Source organism: Streptomyces sp. NPDC002787, from assembly GCF_053592095.1.
Genome location: NZ_JBSFVC010000042.1, coordinates 48925 through 64745, shown reverse-complemented (window position 1 = coordinate 64745; position 15821 = coordinate 48925). Strand labels below are relative to the sequence as shown.

Here is a 15821-nt window from a genome sequence, read left to right as displayed (position 1 = left end):
GGGTCAAGGTCTGGAACGAAGACCCCAAGCCGTTCATCTGGACCAAGACAGCCGAAGAAATCCTCGACTCCCTCGCCCGCCTCTGCCGACGGATCCCTGGCGCAGGACACTAGTTGCCGGCCGCTGGATCGCCGTCGCCGAGGCCGAACCACCAGTGTCCGTCGTCCTTGACTACCAGCAGTTCCTGCTGCTGACCGGTCTCCTCATACGCCACCGTCACCGGGTTGAAGTAGTCGACGGACCCCTCCAGCACAGTGACCTCGACGTGCCCGCCCGCTGCTTTGCCGTACTCGCGTACATACTTGGCTGCGGCCGCTCCGGGCTGCTTGTAGGCGGGCCCGGCGAGCTCGGCGAGTCCCTTGGCGTCCCCGTCTTTGAGCCGTTGCACATAGATCCGGACGAGGGTGTCGACGTCCTCGGCCGTCTCCTCTACGTCGGGGTACACGGACGTCTCCGCGCGCACCGTCACATCGACCCTGGGCGAATCGGCCAGGGCATAGGGTGCCCGGAACCAGTTCCACCCCACTGCGGCGATCCCGGCTACGACGAGCACGCCGCCGCACAGCAGGATGACCCGTTTCTTCATACGCATCTTCCCTCAGTACCAGTTGGGCTTGACGCGGATGATCAAGTAGTCGGTTCCCTTGTTGGAGCCTGCCAGGTAGCGGCCGGTGGTGTCTCCGTGCTGGCGGCTCGGAGGCCCTGCATCTGGGACGGTGGCTCAGGTCGGTCCAGCTGGGCTGGGACAAACTCACCACCGTGCAGCAGTGATGTGCGAGCACATCCTCGGCATCGAGCCCGCCACCGAGGACGAGAATTGGTGTGAGTGCCGCTGGCTGGGGGCGGGGCTGGTGCGTGGAGCCACTTGGGATTACGTGCCAGACCGGGGGCGAATGCCGGTGTAGGGGCGTACGTCGATGACGGTCATGCCCGCCGTGTGGGCCGCTTCGACGCCCTCGTCACTGTCCTCGTAGACGGTGCAGCGCGAGGGGTGAGCCCCGAGCAGCTCGGCCGCGCGCAGGAAGATGTCGGGTGCGGGCTTTCCGCGGTCGACGTCGTCACGGGTCACGAGGGTGTCGAAGTGGTCGCTGAACGGCTGGTGGCGCAGGGTTGCCTCGATGACGTGACGGGCTCCGCCGGATGCCACCGCCATGGGGATCCGGCCGTGCATGGCCTCGACGACCCGGAGCACCTCCGGGTGCGGTCGTACGGTGTGGGCCTGTTCGAGGAAGATCCGATCGCGGTCGGCGACGAGTTCTTCCACGGGGCGGGTCAGCCGCAGGGAGCGCTCGTCGGCCAGGGTGCGGATCATCTCCGCGGACGAGATTCCGGTGCGTGCGTCGAACCATTCCTGTGGGAGTTCCACGCCTTGGGGGGAAAGGACGGCGGCCATGGCGCGGTAGTTGGCGTACTGGCTGTCGACCAGGGTGCCGTCCCAGTCGAAAAGCAGACAACTGGCGTGGCGGGGGGCAAGGTCGGGGTGCATGGGTGCCTTCTGGGTCCGGGGGGGGTGGGTGTACGGGGTCAGGGTCTGCGCCGGTGTCCGTGACGCAGGGGCGCGGATGCTCGGGCTGGGGGTGCGCGGTCGGTCCGCGATCGGTCGGCAGTCACTGCGTGGAGCTGGCGGGCGTGGGCCGCGCCGCGGCCACGAGTGGCTTACCTCGTGCCTTGGGCATGTACTGGGCCAGTGCCCGTGCCGACGCCCCGGTGATCGCGGCGTACAGCGCGAATATGCCGGCCAGGACAGGTGTTGGACCAGCGGAGGAACGTCGTGGCCACCACGAAGTCCGCCGCCCAGTGGGCCGCTGTGGCCAGGATCAGGGCGGTGGCGGCTCCTTGGTGGCCGAGGAATTCGGGGGTGGTGATTGTCACGGCGGTGAGCGCCATGACGACGAGTCCGCCGATCATCAGTCAGTACCGGGTAGTTCTTCGGTTGGAACGGCACAGCGGCCGCACAAGAGCACCCTTGATCGCACGTCAGGAATAGTTGCCGCTTCCGGCCCTGGCGCAGGATGCCGCGTTCCCGGCCGGTCCGGGTATCGAGTGAGTCCTCGTGGTCGACGACGATGGTCGTCGGCCTGTTGAACTCGTACCGACATTGGCAAGGCCGTCCTCACCCTCCACCTCGCGTCAGCATGAGGCGGGAACGGCTCATTAATTACCGTGCGCGGTGTACAGCGGACACCGCATCTGGTCGAGTCCGGAGCGGCCGCAGCACCGCCATCCCGTCGTCGAGCCCGACCTGCATGGCGAAGTCGAACCGGTCGACCTCCAAGCACAACTCCACATCGGTGGGGTGAGCACCGAGGCGTCGCCCGTTGCGCAGGTCGTCCGCGGCTGGGGAGGTGCGGGCTCGGTGCAGATAGGGGCCGGGGTCGAGACGGTCCTCGGCCAGGAGCCGATCCAAGTACTCGGCGCAGGCCAGATCCTCGGCGGCACGGCCGTCCTCGCCGGTGGCCACGAACGTCACTGAGTCGGCGCCAGCATCGGCCAGGGCCCGGGCCGTCGCGCCGGCGACGACGAAACTGGCGCATAGCGCTAATTTGGCCTCGACGACCGCCAGGGCCCCAACCGTTCCCGCGGTGGTCTTTTGGATCACGGTGCGGCCGGCCAGGTCGGCCTCCTGGATCAGCCCAGGGGAGTTGACGAGGTCGAACCCGCTGACCGGTGCCCCATCCTTGAGCGCAAGCCAGCCCGGGTGACGCGCCTTGATCGCCAGTGCCTCGCCCTCGTCGGCAGCGAGGACGATCTTGTCTGCCCCGCGGTGGAAGGCCCATGCGGCAGTGGTGAACGCTCGCATCACATCGATTACAACCGCCACCTGTTCGGTGCCGTCCACGTCGGGTATTCCGACTACTCGAGAGTCCATGCCGGGATGGTTGCAGCCCGCTGAAGCTGTCCACAAGCCACATTTACGATCTTCCGGCGACTCGGGATCTGCAGGGCGGCTACCTCGCGGGCATGCCCTCGAGTTGCGAGCGCGGCGCGGACCTCAGCTCCGTCCAGAGCGTGGCGGGGGAAGGACGGCGGACAGTCACGGACTCAGGCAGAGAGCGGGGAACGACAAAGGATGCGGGTCGCAACCGCGATCCCGGCCTTCGCGGAACTGAGTCGGGCGCGGTCGGGGGCCGGTCTTCGACTGGGGGCGCGGCCCGTGCCGGACGACGATGGCCGAGTCCCGGGCAATCCGCGGCCCACCGGGACGCTCCCTACCTTCTGTCCGTCGTCACCCTGCTGTTCGGAGCCACCGCCGAGGACACCCGCCCGCTCTACGAGAAGCTCTTCACAGCACTCCAGCCCTTCTCGTCCGGCCCCAGCCTCAACTTCCTCGGCTTCGGCCCGAACGCGGGCGAGGACCGGGTCCGCGCCTCCTACACACCGGCCGACCTGGTGGCGGTTGTCCGTGCCCAAGATCGTCTGCCGGGCCCGTCAGCGTGCGACTTCGGTGTTGGTCAGCACGAGCACGGCCGCAACAGCGTGGTCGCGTAACGGGGCGACATCCGCAGCTTGGTGAGGAAAGGCGTTCTGTCCTCGGAGGTTGGTGACATCGATCATTGACGTGCGATCTTGAAATGGGTGAGGGCCTTCTGGCCTGGTGTGTCTGTGCGATGGGGTACTGGGCGATATCAGCCCGCTGGCGTGCCGCCGCCACAGCGGCCAGGCCCCCAGTCAGCGGATCGGGCTTCCGGGCGGCAGAACGATGAATCAATCGACAGCATATGCCGGTCGATGATATATATAGGTGGCATGAATGAGCGACCGCTTCAGGAGCCGACGCTGCTCCTGCTCACGGCCCTGGCCGACGAGCCCAGGCACGGCTATGGACTGATTCAGGAGATCGACGCGATCTCCCAGGGCCGTGTGCGGATGCGCACCGGTACTCTCTACGGCGCGCTGGACCGGCTGGTCCAGCAGGGCCTGATCCGGGTCGAGCGCGAGGAGGTCGTGGACGGTCGGGCGCGCAAGGTCTACGCCCTCGCCGAGGCCGGCCGAGACGTGCTGGCCGCCGAGGCGGAGCGGCTGCGTGCTGTCGTCGCCGAGGCGGAGCGTCGACTGGCCGCCCGTCGCGCCCACGCCATCCGCCCGAAAGGGGCCCTGGCATGACGCAGCAGCACAGCTCACTCGCGTTCCGCTGGGCGCTGCGCCTCCATCCGGCCGCCTACCGCGCTGAGCACGAAGCCGAGTTGACCGCGATCTATGCCGAGGCGACGCAGGATGCCGGCCCGCTCGGTCGGCTGCGCGAGGCGCTCGATGTCGCCGGCCATGGCCTGCGGCGGCGCACCGGCCTGGGCTCCGACCGGATGGCGGGTCAGGTCCTTGCGCAGGCGGCCCCGCTGGCTGTCGCCGTGGCGACGGGTAGCTTCGTGGCGGGCCTGTTGTGGCTCTTCGCCCCCGGCGTCCGGACCTTGCCGGCGTCCTCGCCCCCGAATGTGCTGAGCCTGGCCAACACGGGCCTCACGCCGCTGCTCTGGCTGGCGGCGCTCACGGCTGTCTGGACCGGGCGCTGGACCCTGGCCCGTGCACTGGTCGTGCCGGCGATGGTGCTGTGCCTGGCCGACGTCCTGTTGGCCGCGTTCGCCTCCTCCGGCTTCCACGGCACCCCATCGATCGCAGTGATCCGACTGGCCGTGCCGCTGCTCACCGGCGCCGTCGTCCTCGCCGCACCCAGGGATCTGCTCGGCCTGTCACAACGCCGCACGATCATGGGAACCACCGCCCTGGCGGCCGTCCTGGTGTCGAGCGTGCAGCTCATCGAGACGTACTACCCCTTCACGCTGGGCGTTCTCAGCGTCACCGGCCCGCTGTGGGCCGGGATACTGTGGGCCGGGGTCCTCGCGATCGCCCTGCTCTTCGGCACGCGTAACCGGTTGACCGTCGCGGGCGTGGCGGTGGCCGTGCTGCCCACCACGCTGCAGGTGACGGTCCAGCTCACCCCCGCGGGCGTGGTGGTCCTGCTCCTGGTCCTGCTCAGCATCACGGTGCCCTTCCTCCGCGCGCGCCGGCGCCACTTCCAGTCAACCCCGCCGAGCGCGGCATAGCTGGCTCCGGGACCCCGGGCCGCACCCCGGATCGGCCCGGCGCTTCTGCCGGGCCTCCTGCTAGCCGGAGACTTCGCACATAGGGAGTTAGGTCCCCAGCCAGCGGGGTCGTGTCTCGTCGACGCCGAGGAGTTCAAGCACGTGTGCTTGTACTCCTCGGTTGATGAGGCTCACAGGTGCGTCGGTCACGCTGTTGGGGCGGAGCGTCAGGCTGGACAGCTGGCAGAAGATCAAGCGGCCAGTGGGGCGGCCGGTCGGTCGGCAAGACTCCCCGTGAGCTACCTTGCACGGGCCCTGGCATCGGTGCGCGTCAGTGCCCGGCCCGAAGCCTACGGTGACGAAGACTGCGCCCTGTGGCAGCTGCCGTTGCCTGTGCGTTCTTCGCAGGCAGTCAAGCGCGTCCGCCATTGCGCAGATATGTCTTCTTCGCTGGCTCCGCTGTCGTAGGCAGGTGAGATGAGGCGCTCGACCCACAACACGCGTATCAGCACAACCGACTTCACACGGCTGGGGTTGGTGCCGCGCTTGTCCGTGAAACGGCGTACGACTTGATCGTACGTAAGCCCTTCGGTGAGTACCTCACCGCGGCCGTGGAATCGATACCCCTTGCGCAGCACTGGGTCGACCACATTGATCTCGACTGCCGGGTTCGAGGCGAGATTGGCCACTGTTCCGGGCGAGCGCAGGTCCAGGAAGACGAGGTGTTCGTCGTCCCATACCTCCGTGGTTCCTTTGGGCGACAGACTCGGGCTGCCGTCGGGGCGAACGGTTGCGACGAATCCCAGCCCCTGAACCGTAACCGTCCTGCGCATGGCGTCGTCCAGCTGCATTGCTACCTCGCTTCCCGCAGTACGTCGTGGTCTCCCCGCGCGTGGTCCCTTGTCGGACCCGGCTTTGGCGTTGTTCGTTCCGGCTGTGGTGTCGCTCAATGGGCTCACCTCCTTGATCGTCAGACCTGCCGTCGGTCAGGTGCTCCCCGCGCCGGCTGCCTGGTAGCCAGGTGATGGCGTCAAGGTCCCGACCTGGCCACAGCGACCGCCCACATGATGTAGAGGACGTTCACCACCAGCCGGGCCCCCGCGCCCACCGGTCGCTCCAGTAACCGGGGCCGGTCCGGCCGGGCGCGTCGCAGCGCGTCCACGTGGGACACCAGATAGCAAGTGACGAGGACTGCGGCGGACAGGCTCCCGGCCGCCCGGGTGCGCGGAACCAGCACCAGCACACCCACCACGATCTCTGCCGCCCCGCTGCCGGCCACGAGGAGCCGTGGCCGGCGGAGCCAGGCGGGTATCAGCGTGCGGAAGTAGTCCGGGGCCAGAAAGTGCATGACCCCCGTGGCGACGAGAAAGACAGCCAGCCCGGCAGCAGCGATAACCTCCATGGCACGATGCTCCGTTCACCCCGCGCATGGGCGCTTGAACAAAACGATCGCCGCGTCGTTTGCGCTTCCGCAGGCGAGGCGACGATGTTCGCCGAGTCCCACCCGTTCCGTGTCGGCTCACACCGTCTGCCGGCATGGAAAGTCGTGCTGCCGCTCGGCGGCCACGCCGGAATCTTCCGGCCGGGACAGCCGGCCCTGGCTGCTCCTGGACTGATCGTCCCGCCCCAGTTGGCCCACGCGTGCGCGGTGACCTCTTCCTACGTCGCCCTGTTCGTCGACGCCTGGCTACTGCCGTCCCGGCCGGAGCCGATCCTGCTCGGTGTGGACGAGGTCCGCCGCCTGCTGGCGGCGCTGGGCAGCACCGGTTCCGACGGGCCCGACACCCGAGTGGACCTGGCCGCCGGATACGCAGAACTGCGGGCACTTGCCGGACGCCCAGCCTCACTCGATCCGCGGGTCGCCCACGCCGTCCGCCTGTGCACGTCGTGTGATCCGGACATGCCCCTTGCCTCGGTCGCCGAGGAAGTTGGTCTGTCGGCCCCGCGGATGCGCGCCCTGGTCGGGCGGGACGTGGGCATCACGCTCACCCGCCTGCGCCGCTGGGGCCGGCTCCGTATCGCGATCACCGGCTTGCCGGGCCAGACCGCCGCCCTCGCTGCAGCAACCGCGGGCTTTGCCGATCAGGCTCACCTCACCCGTACCGCCCGGGACTTCACCGGGCGTACGCCTTCGTCTCTGCGGTGCGCTGCACCATATGGTTTCCGGGACGACTGGATGCGGCCACCCTTCACGCCTCGAGATGTCGAGTAACGGAGCGTAAGAGGCGGCCCCTGAAGACGAGATCGCTTTGTTCCTCGCTGCTGCCCTTTTCCCTCGGCTACGGCCCGGGCGCTTCCAGGACGTCCGGGGCCACCTGCATGCCTGCCGTGATCAACAAATTCAAGGCATGGCGCGGCATCGCCACCCGCTACGACTCCCGAGAGCTACCTTGCCGGCCTGCACTTGCGCGGTGCCGTCATCTGGGTCCGCACCCTCCAGCCCGCGCCGTGATCACGACTCCGCACAGGCCCTAGCGGAACAGATAGCTAAGCGCTCCTGCCCGGCCAGGGATCAGGGGTGGCTACGATGCAGAACGCCCTGACCCTCGGCAGTTGCGAGACACTGTTGGCGAATCCGGGGCCTGAACGTGACGTTAACCTTCACGACCCGTTGTGGTCGTGAAGGCCGACGTTGTGTTTGGGGAGAGTGTCGGTGTCGTTGCACGCCAGGAAGATCGACGGGGTTCCTGAGGAGACGGCCCGGGTGGCGCGGGCCGCGTTCCCGAAGGGCAGCCTGGCGATGCGGGTCCGTGACGAGTTGGGCGAGCTGTTCTCGGACGCGGACTTCGCCGGGCTGTATCCGAGCAGGGGAAAGCCGGCTTGGTCGCCGGGCAGGCTGGCGTTGGTGTCGGTCATGCAGTTCGCCGAGGGCCTGTCGGATCGGCAGGCCGCGGACGCGGTGCGCGGACGGCTGGACTGGAAGTACCTCCTCGGTCTGGAGCTGGCTGATCCGGGGTTCGACCACTCAGTATTCACCGAGTTCAGGGACCGGCTGATCGCGGGAGGCGCCGGGATCGAGCTTCTGGATCGGGTCCTTGAAGCAGCCGCGGAGCACGGTTTACTCAAAGCCGGTGGCCGTGCGCGCACGGACTCCACGATCGTGCTGTCCGCCGCCCGGCAGATCAACGGACTGGTGCGGCTCGGTGAGACCCTGCGTGCCGCGTTGAACAGCGTGGCGGCCCATGAGCCGGAGTGGCTGGCCGGATGGGCTCCGGCTGAATGGTTCGACCGGTACGCGATCCGGTTCGAGGACACCCGGCTGCCCAAAGGGAAGGCCAAGCAGACCGAGCTGATCGAGCAGATCGGCGCCGACGGGCTGAGCCTGCTGGCGACCCTGCACGCACCCGAGGCCCCTGCGTCCCTGCGTCAGCTTCCACGGGTTCAGGCCCTGCGGCAGATGTGGATCCAGCAGTACTTCGTCGACGACGGACAGGTCCGTCGCCGGGACCTCAAGGACCGCCCGCCGGGCGCGGAGCGGCTGGTCACGCCCTACGACACCGACGCACGGGGCAGCGTGAAGCGCGGCATCTTCTGGGACGGCTACAAGGTCCACCTCACCGAGACCTGCGAGCCGGACAGCCCGAACCTGATCACGCACGTCGCCACGACCGACTCCACTGTCCAGGACGTGCGGCTGGTCGCCCCGATCCACACCCACCTCGCCGAGCGCGACCTCCTGCCCGAGCGCCACCTGGTCGACGCGGGCTACGCGACAGCGCGGGAAGTGGTCGCCGCCCGCCGGAATCACAAAGTCAACCTGGTGGGCCCAATCCTCGCGTCCACCAGCTGGCAGACCAAGGACGGCGGTGGCTTCTCCCAGGCTGACTTCGCCATCGACTGGGAGAACCGGCAGGTGACCTGTCCCAACGGCGCGACCAGCAGCCGTTGGACCGAAGACCGCTCCCAGGAGGGGACAGCCGTGGTCCGGGCACGGTTCCCCACGGCTGCCTGCCTTCCCTGCAAGGCCCGAGAGCAGTGCACCCGCTCCAACAACAAGTCGGACATGGGCCGTCGGATCACGCTCCGCCCCCAAGCGGAGTATGAGGCGATCCAGCACGCACGAGCCCAGGAAGACACCCAGGAGTGGAAGGAACAGTACGCACACCGGGCCGGTGTCGAAGGCACGATCTCCCAGGGCGTGCGAGCCTTCGGCCTGCGGCGATGCCGCTATCACGGTCTCGCCAAGGCCCAGCTACAGCACCAGCTCACCGCCACCGCGATGAACTTTCATCGCCTCAATGCCTGGTGGACAAAAACCCCACGAGCCCGCACGCGTATGTCTCACCTGGCGGCTCTCCGGCCTACTGAGTAGCCGTTGTGACAGTGGATCAGCGGTCCGCGTTGCCTCCGCAGACTGCTCTTGAGCTTGCTCCGGCCGGGAATGGGGAGCGTCTAGGAGGTCGGGAGAGGGTGGGAACCTGTCGACACTGCGACGTAGGCCAGTCCGTCGTACTCCTCGGCCAGTGAGGCAGGGATCAGGTTGAAGCGATAAAACCAGCGCGGCACCACGGCGCCGAAACTTCGCATGCGATGCCGACCGTTCAGCCATTCCCGTACTGCCGTCGGCGCGTTGGCTGCGCTGCGCAGGTCCACGAGATGGTTTCCCGGACTGGCGGTGGCGAGCTGGGCTTCCACGGTGTCCGGGCGGGCGGGGCCGATCCGGTTGGTGACGAGGGCGCCGGCTCGGGGACGAGACCAAGGGCCAGGCCACATCCGACGGGCGCGGAAGGAGCCGCTGCCGAACAGCAGACCGAGTGCGTAGTAGGCGTCGCCGAACCGTGCATGCAGGTGCTGCCCCATCGCCGGTACCGCGCCACCGTAACGGCTCTTGGTGATGTGCCCGTTGTGAGCCCAGAGCGCGATCTTGGTGGCTGGGTCATCGAGGAGTTCCCCGACGGCCTCGGCCATGTACCGGTCGCGTGCGGCGAAGACTGTCTGCTCCGGGTTGGTGTGCTGCCTGGCTCGCGTCACCAAGTCGGCGGCCTGCACCATAATTCGGGCATGCCGGAGAGCGTCGGCCGCTCCGGGGTCGCGTCCATGGAGGAACCCCAGCAGTTCTTCTGCATCGTGCACCAGGCGCCGCTGAGGATCAGGTTGCGATCCCGGATATGCCTTGGCCAGCACGCGGAGCGGGGAGAGAAGTCCGGCCTCGCGATCCGGTGCCACCTTGCGCAGGAAGGAGCCGAGCACAGCCAGGGAGCCACCGCACTGTTGCGGGTCGATACCCACAAAACGCACCTTTTGATCTTCTGGGCGCCCCCGGTTGTACTCGCGCATCCACTCGATCATCCCGAGCACCTCACGGGTCCGCCAGGTCCAGAACCCCAACCCGGCAAGCACCTCCGCGGCGTCACCGACGCCTTGGCGGACGTAGGCGTCCACTGCCGGGCCAGCCGATGCGCTGGCCTCCATGGCCAGGACCGAAAATCCCATCTCCTCGACGAGGAACTCCAGCAAGCGGTGCTTGAGCTGGAAGAACTCACTCGTCCCATGCGTGGCCTCCCCCAAGCCCACGATCCGCACGCCGTCGAGGATGCTCTTCAGCGGCTGGAGGTCAGCAGTGGACACGCCTGCGGTCAGGCCGCTCAGAGGTAAAGCGGTCCGGGCCAACCAACTCGTCACCTCATCAGACACGGCCTTCCCCCTCCGTCGCCGCCACGCCCGACGACACTACCCATGCCGTCATGCACTCAGTGAGCATGGCCGTCAGGCCCGCCCCTCACCCCGGCTGCAAAGTTCATCTGGGAGAGCCGCACGAGGCGGTGCAGTGCTACACACAACGCGACGGACTGAATTGGCCAACAGTGTCGAAGGGGCGGCGGGGGCGAGCCCCATCAGGGCGACGACCCCGCCGCCGCGATCAGCCCTTCCCGATACGCGATCGCCACCGCCTCCGTACGACTCGCCGCCCCCAACTTGGCCAGGATGTTGGACACATGCACGCTGGCCGTCTTCCCGGTGATGAACAGCTCGTCGCCGATCTGCCGATTGGTACGCCCGAGCGCGAGCAACCGCAGCACATCACTCTCCCGCGCGGTCAGGGCGGGAACACCCCTGTCGCCGGACCTCTCCGCCAACCGCCCCCGACGGACCAGCGCGTCGAGAGCCGCACGCAACACCGCCGCACCCAGCCGGTCGGCGGTCTCCCCAGCCGCCCGGATCTCCGCCAGGGCCTCCTCCCGCGCCCCCTCCCCCAACAACGCCTCCGCCAGCCGCAGCCGGCACCGGGCCCTCTCGTAGGGATCGCCGTACGAGAACGCGTCCACCGCCCGCCGCCAGGCTCCCACCTCGGGGCCGGTGCGCACCCGCGCCCACTCCGCCTCGGCCCGCGCCAGCCAGGCCGCCCCCTCCGGTCCCTGCTCGATACCGTCCTCGCCCTTCGTGGCGTCGGCCCGAGCCAGCTCGACCAGTTCCTCCCCGGTGGAGGCCCAGCGCAGCACCGCCTCCTCGTCCCCGGCGGACCGCCGCTCCACCACCGCGTCCGCGATCGCCCCGAGGGTGAGCGCGGCGAGCCGGACGGTGACATCGGGCCGGCACCCCGCCTCGTCGGAGAGGGCGGCGACGGTCGTACGGAACTGCCCGACCGCGGCCTCCGGATCGCGCCGTAGAACGGCCGCCTCGGTGAGGGCGACGCCCGCGACGAGGCCGGCCATCCAGTCGTACGGCCCCTCCAGGAGCGCCCGTGCCCGCTCGACGGCGGTCTCGTCGCCGCGCGCGAGGGCGACGTACAGGGCGGGCCCTACCGCGTAACCGCCCGCGGCGGGCAGCCGGTCGGCGTCGGCGGCCGAGCGGGCGCACTCGTCCCAGCGGCCCAGGGTGTACAGGCACAGGGAGTGGAGGTAGCGCATCTCCACCGGGTACGGGGAGGAGAGGAGCCCGGTGCGACCCGCCCGTTCCAGGCCCTCGGAGAGCCAGGTGAGGCATTCGTCGAGATCGCCGGACTCGAAGCAGCCGATGGCGAGGTTGAACAGGGCTCGCATCTCCACGGGGACGTTGTCCGCACGGCGGGCCAGCTCACGGGCGTGACACAGGCGCGCCCGGCCCTCCCGCGTACGCCGGTTGCTCCGGGGTGCCAGACCGACCACGGAGATGATCAAGTCGGCCTGGGCGTCGGCCAGTTCGAGCCGCTCGGCGACGCGCAGCGCGTCTCCCGCGACCCGCCCGGCCTCCTCGTTCTCCCCCACGTACCGCGCCGCCATCACATGCGTGGCAGCCGCCCACACCCAGGTACGGGACGGGGGCTCGGCGGGGATCATCGCCAGTGCCTCGCTGCTGTACCGGAACGCGGCGTCCAGGTGGTCCACGCGCATCAGGTCGCCGGCGAGGGTGTAGCGCAACCGGGCGGCCAGCTCCGAATCCGCGTCCGGACCGGCCCCGGCGAGCGCGGACCGCGTGAGGGAGACCGCGCGATGGTTCTCCCCGGCGCGCACGGCCGCCGCCGAGGCGCGCAGGGTCAGGGTGACCGTGTCGAGGTCGCGGGGGCGGGCCCCGGCCTCCACGGACGACCACAGATCGAGGGCGCCCTCCAGATGCCGCAGCTCCTCGGCGGGTGCCCCGATCCCGTGCGCGTGGTCGGCGGCCTCGACGGACGCGGTCAGCGCGTCGGTGAGATCATGGCTCTCGCGTGAGTGATGGGCGCGCTCGGCGCTCTCCCCCGCACGGCCCCGCCGGGCCAGCAGCTTGGCGAACACGCCGTGCAGCCGCACCCGTTCGCCCGGCAGCAGATCCGCGTAGACCGCCTCCCGGGTGAGGGCGTGCCGGAACTCGTACGTCGCCCCCTCGCCCGGCAGCAGCAACTGCCGGCCGACCGCCTCCCGCAGCGCCGACTCCAACTCGTCGTCCGGGAGTTGTACGGCGTCCCGCAGCAGGTCGTGCTCGACCCTGCGGCCCGCCACCGCCGCCGTGCGCAGCACCTGCTGGGCGGGGCCGGGCAGTTGCTCGATCCGGATCAGCAGGACGTCGGCCAGACCGCTCGGCAGCACGGCCCCGGGCTCGTCCGCCGTCGCGGCCAGCAACTCCTCCGCGTAGAACGCGTTGCCCTCGGCCCGCTCGACGATCCGGCCGACCGTGGCCTCGGGCAGCGGCTCGGCGCGCAGCGACCGCACCAGCCGCGCGACCTCCGTGTCCGGCATCGGCTTCAGCTCCAGCCGCTCCACGGCGGGCAGCCGCACCAGCTCGGCGAGGAGGGGGCGCAGCGGGTGGCGGCGGTGCAGGTCGTCCGCGCGGTACGAGGCGAAGACGGCGAGGCGATGGGCGGGGGTGCCGGGGGTGGGCCGCTGGAGCACGGCCCGGCTGAGCAGGAAACGCAGCAGATCCCGTGAGGACTGGTCGGCCCAGTGCAGGTCCTCCAGCACGAGCAGGACGGGCGTCCGCTCGGCGAGGTCCGCCAGGAGCGCGGCGATGCCCTCGAAGAGCTGCAGCCGGTCGCCGCCGTCCGCGCTGCCGCCGAGGAGGCGGGTGGTGGCCGGGTGCGCCTGGAGAAGCGGGGCGAATCGTTCATCCGCGGCGACAGCGCCCAGGATCTCCGTGAACGGAAGATACGGCAGGCCGACATCGCCCAGGTCCACGCAGTGCCCGGTGAGCACGGCCGTCCCGTTGCGCGCCGCGTACGCCGACGCCTCCGCGAGCGTCCGGCTCTTGCCCACGCCCGCGTCCCCGGCGACCAGTACGGCCCGGGGTTCGCCGCGCCCGGCCCGGTCCAGCACGTCCCTCAGCCGAGCGAACTCTTCGTCCCGCCCGATGAACGGTGCGTGGAATATGTTCTGTGACACCCGGTCATCCTGACATGGAGCCCTGCCGCCCACGGCCGGGATTTCCGCCCCCGCCGCCCCTACCCGTCCCTCCCCCACTCTCGGCTTCGCTCGAGCGGGAGGTGCCCCCACCAGGGGCTGCGCCCCGTCGACCCCCAGCCGCGCCTCCGGTGGGGCTTCTCCCGCAGTTCCCCGCGCCCCTGAAAGACACGGCCCCTTCGGGCCGAAAAGCACGGGGCGCAGCCCTGCTTTTCAGGGGCGCGGGGAACTGCGTGACCAGCCCCCACCGGACCCGCACCCGGCAACGCGAAGGCGGGCCCCGGCCACCCCCAGGTGGCCAGGACCCGCCTCGGCGCGAGAACGAAGAGAACCGATCCTCAGACCAGGTTCACCGATCGCGCCGACGTCGCACCGATCTCCTCCGCCACCTCGGCGAGCACCGGCTGGGGAACCGTGTCGTCGACGGTCAGAACCGCGAGCGCCTCCCCGCCGGCCGCGGAGCGGGCCACCTGCATGCCCGCGATGTTGATCCCGGCCTCACCGAAGATCCGCCCCACCGTACCCACGACACCGGGCCGGTCGACGTAACGGAAGACGACCATGTGATCGGCGAGGGCGAGGTCGACGTCGTAGTCGCCGACGGCCACGATCTTCTGGTGGTGCTTCGGCCCGGCCAGCGTGCCGGACACCGACACCTCCTCACCACTGCCGAGCGTGCCGCGCACGGTGACGACATTGCGGTGGTCCGGGGACTCCGAGCTGGTCGTCAGCCGGACCTCGACGCCACGCTCCTGCGCGAACAGCGGAGCGTTGACGTAGGAGACCGTCTCGTCGACGACGTCCTCGAAGACACCCTTGAGCGCGGACAGCTCCAGCACCTTCACGTCGTGCTGGGTGATCTCGCCGTACACCTCGACGTCGAGCCGCACCGCGACCTCACCGGCCAGCGCGGTGAAGATCCGGCCGAGGCGCTCGGCGAGCGGCAGACCCGGCTTGACGTCCTCGGCGATGACACCGCCCTGGACGTTCACCGCGTCCGGCACCAGCTCACCCGCGAGAGCGAGGCGCACGGACCGCGCGACCGCGACGCCGGCCTTCTCCTGGGCCTCGTCGGTCGACGCGCCCAGGTGCGGGGTGCAGACGACCTCGTCCAGCTCGAACAGCGGCGAGTCGGTGCAGGGCTCCTTGGCGTACACGTCGAGGCCCGCGCCCGCGACCCGGCCCTCCTTGAGCGCCGAGTACAGCGCGGCCTCGTCGACGATGCCACCGCGCGCGGCGTTGACGATGCGCACCGACGGCTTGACCTTGTGCAGCGCCTCGGCGCCGATCAGGCCGACCGTCTCGGGGGTCTTGGGCAGGTGGACGGTGATGAAGTCGGAGACCTCGAGCAGCTCGTCCAGGGACAGCACCTTGACGCCCATCTGCGCGGCCCGCGCGGGCTGCACGTAGGGGTCGAAGGCGACGACCTTCATGCCGAAGGCGGACATGCGCTGGGCCACCAGGGCACCGATGCGGCCGAGGCCGACGACGCCGAGGGTCTTCTCGGCCAGCTCCACGCCCGTGTACTTGCTGCGCTTCCACTCGCCGTTCTTCAGCGCCGTGTTCGCCTGCGGGATGTGGCGGGCGGTGGCCAGCAGCAGACCGCAGGCCAGCTCGGCGGCGGTCACGATGTTCGAGGTGGGGGCGTTGACGACCATCACGCCGGCCTTGGTGGCGGCGGAGACGTCCACGTTGTCCAGGCCGACGCCGGCCCGCGCGACGACCTTCAGCTTCTTCGCGGCGGCGATCGCCTCGGCGTCGACCTTGGTGGCCGAGCGGATCAGGATCGCGTCGACGTCGGCGATGGCCGGGAGCAGTTCGGCTCGGTCCGCTCCGTTGCACTGCCGGATCTCGAAGTCCGGACCGAGCGCGTCCACGGTGGCGGGCGACAGCTCTTCAGCGATCAGTACGACTGGTTTCGAGCTCACGTGAGTCCTCACAAGTCCAATGCTGCGGACGGCCGTCCCGACGGCCGCAGGCGGTGGAGGGTGGTGGCCGCGTGGAAGACGCACGA

Annotated in this window: 12 protein-coding genes; 4 read left to right on the top strand and 8 right to left on the bottom strand. The window is 69.6% G+C overall.

The annotated features are described in order from the left end of the window. Window positions 1-109: 109 nt before the first annotated feature. From ACWD26_RS38970 to ACWD26_RS38960, 3 genes are all read right to left on the bottom strand, one after another. Window positions 110-586: a hypothetical protein gene (locus tag ACWD26_RS38970; RefSeq protein ID WP_451277615.1), complete on the bottom strand. Its 477-nt coding sequence runs from the start codon at window positions 584-586 to the stop codon at window positions 110-112. 285 nt (window positions 587-871) lie between these two features. Beyond that, entirely contained in the window at window positions 872-1486 is a 615-nt protein-coding gene (locus tag ACWD26_RS38965; RefSeq protein ID WP_451277613.1) for an HAD family hydrolase, read from the bottom strand. Between the two features lie 672 nt (window positions 1487-2158). Then, complete coding sequence (locus tag ACWD26_RS38960; RefSeq protein ID WP_451277611.1) at window positions 2159-2869, bottom strand: 2-phosphosulfolactate phosphatase; 711 nt, start codon at window positions 2867-2869, stop codon at window positions 2159-2161. A gap of 878 nt (window positions 2870-3747) precedes the next feature. On the opposite strand from ACWD26_RS38960, the gene ACWD26_RS38955 reads away from it, so the two are divergent. Both ACWD26_RS38955 and ACWD26_RS38950 read left to right on the top strand, forming a co-directional pair. Beyond that, a complete protein-coding gene (locus ACWD26_RS38955; RefSeq protein WP_451277609.1) occupies window positions 3748-4104 on the top strand; it encodes a PadR family transcriptional regulator in 357 nt (118 codons plus the stop codon). Continuing rightward, the gene (locus tag ACWD26_RS38950; RefSeq protein WP_451277607.1) at window positions 4101-5039 is read left to right on the top strand and encodes a hypothetical protein; all 939 of its coding nucleotides are present in this window, start codon (window positions 4101-4103) and stop codon (window positions 5037-5039) included. Before ACWD26_RS38955 ends, ACWD26_RS38950 begins: the two co-directional genes overlap by 4 nt. Before the next feature lie 329 nt (window positions 5040-5368). On the opposite strand, the gene ACWD26_RS38945 is transcribed toward ACWD26_RS38950, so the two are convergent. Together ACWD26_RS38945 and ACWD26_RS38940 are read right to left on the bottom strand one after the other, a co-directional pair. Further along, window positions 5369-5869: a pyridoxamine 5'-phosphate oxidase family protein gene (locus tag ACWD26_RS38945; protein ID WP_451277605.1), complete on the bottom strand. Its 501-nt coding sequence runs from the start codon at window positions 5867-5869 to the stop codon at window positions 5369-5371. A 179-nt stretch (window positions 5870-6048) separates the two neighbouring features. After that, on the bottom strand, window positions 6049-6420 hold the full coding sequence (locus tag ACWD26_RS38940) for a DoxX family protein (protein WP_451277603.1): 372 nt from the start codon (window positions 6418-6420) through the stop codon (window positions 6049-6051). A 6-nt stretch (window positions 6421-6426) separates the two neighbouring features. Here ACWD26_RS38940 and ACWD26_RS38935 point away from each other — a divergent pair, with 6 nt between their 5' ends. Further along, a complete protein-coding gene (locus tag ACWD26_RS38935) occupies window positions 6427-7230 on the top strand; it encodes a helix-turn-helix domain-containing protein (RefSeq protein ID WP_451277601.1) in 804 nt (267 codons plus the stop codon). Between the two features lie 441 nt (window positions 7231-7671). Beyond that, on the top strand, window positions 7672-9330 hold the full coding sequence (locus ACWD26_RS38930) for an IS1182 family transposase (RefSeq protein WP_451277599.1): 1659 nt from the start codon (window positions 7672-7674) through the stop codon (window positions 9328-9330). An 80-nt stretch (window positions 9331-9410) separates the two neighbouring features. On the opposite strand, the gene ACWD26_RS38925 is transcribed toward ACWD26_RS38930, so the two are convergent. From ACWD26_RS38925 to serA, 3 genes are all read right to left on the bottom strand, one after another. Next, window positions 9411-10652: an erythromycin esterase family protein gene (locus ACWD26_RS38925; protein ID WP_451277597.1), complete on the bottom strand. Its 1242-nt coding sequence runs from the start codon at window positions 10650-10652 to the stop codon at window positions 9411-9413. A gap of 200 nt (window positions 10653-10852) precedes the next feature. Further along, on the bottom strand, window positions 10853-13789 hold the full coding sequence (locus ACWD26_RS38920) for a helix-turn-helix transcriptional regulator (protein WP_451277595.1): 2937 nt from the start codon (window positions 13787-13789) through the stop codon (window positions 10853-10855). Between the two features lie 356 nt (window positions 13790-14145). Then, window positions 14146-15735 carry a phosphoglycerate dehydrogenase gene (gene serA / locus ACWD26_RS38915; RefSeq protein WP_451277593.1) on the bottom strand — a complete coding sequence of 530 codons (1590 nt, stop codon included), beginning with the start codon at window positions 15733-15735 and terminating at the stop codon, window positions 14146-14148. Window positions 15736-15821 lie beyond the last annotated feature (86 nt).

Coding starts and splice junctions, on each gene's coding strand:
- ACWD26_RS38955 (WP_451277609.1), top strand. CDS start 3,748: ATGAATGAGCGACCGCTTCAGGAGCCGACGCTGCTCCTGCTCACGGCC.
- ACWD26_RS38935 (WP_451277601.1), top strand. CDS start 6,427: ATGCTCCGTTCACCCCGCGCATGGGCGCTTGAACAAAACGATCGCCGC.
- ACWD26_RS38970 (WP_451277615.1), bottom strand. CDS start 586: ATGAAGAAACGGGTCATCCTGCTGTGCGGCGGCGTGCTCGTCGTAGCC.
- ACWD26_RS38940 (WP_451277603.1), bottom strand. CDS start 6,420: ATGGAGGTTATCGCTGCTGCCGGGCTGGCTGTCTTTCTCGTCGCCACG.
- ACWD26_RS38960 (WP_451277611.1), bottom strand. CDS start 2,869: ATGGACTCTCGAGTAGTCGGAATACCCGACGTGGACGGCACCGAACAG.
- ACWD26_RS38945 (WP_451277605.1), bottom strand. CDS start 5,869: ATGCAGCTGGACGACGCCATGCGCAGGACGGTTACGGTTCAGGGGCTG.
- ACWD26_RS38950 (WP_451277607.1), top strand. CDS start 4,101: ATGACGCAGCAGCACAGCTCACTCGCGTTCCGCTGGGCGCTGCGCCTC.
- ACWD26_RS38965 (WP_451277613.1), bottom strand. CDS start 1,486: ATGCACCCCGACCTTGCCCCCCGCCACGCCAGTTGTCTGCTTTTCGAC.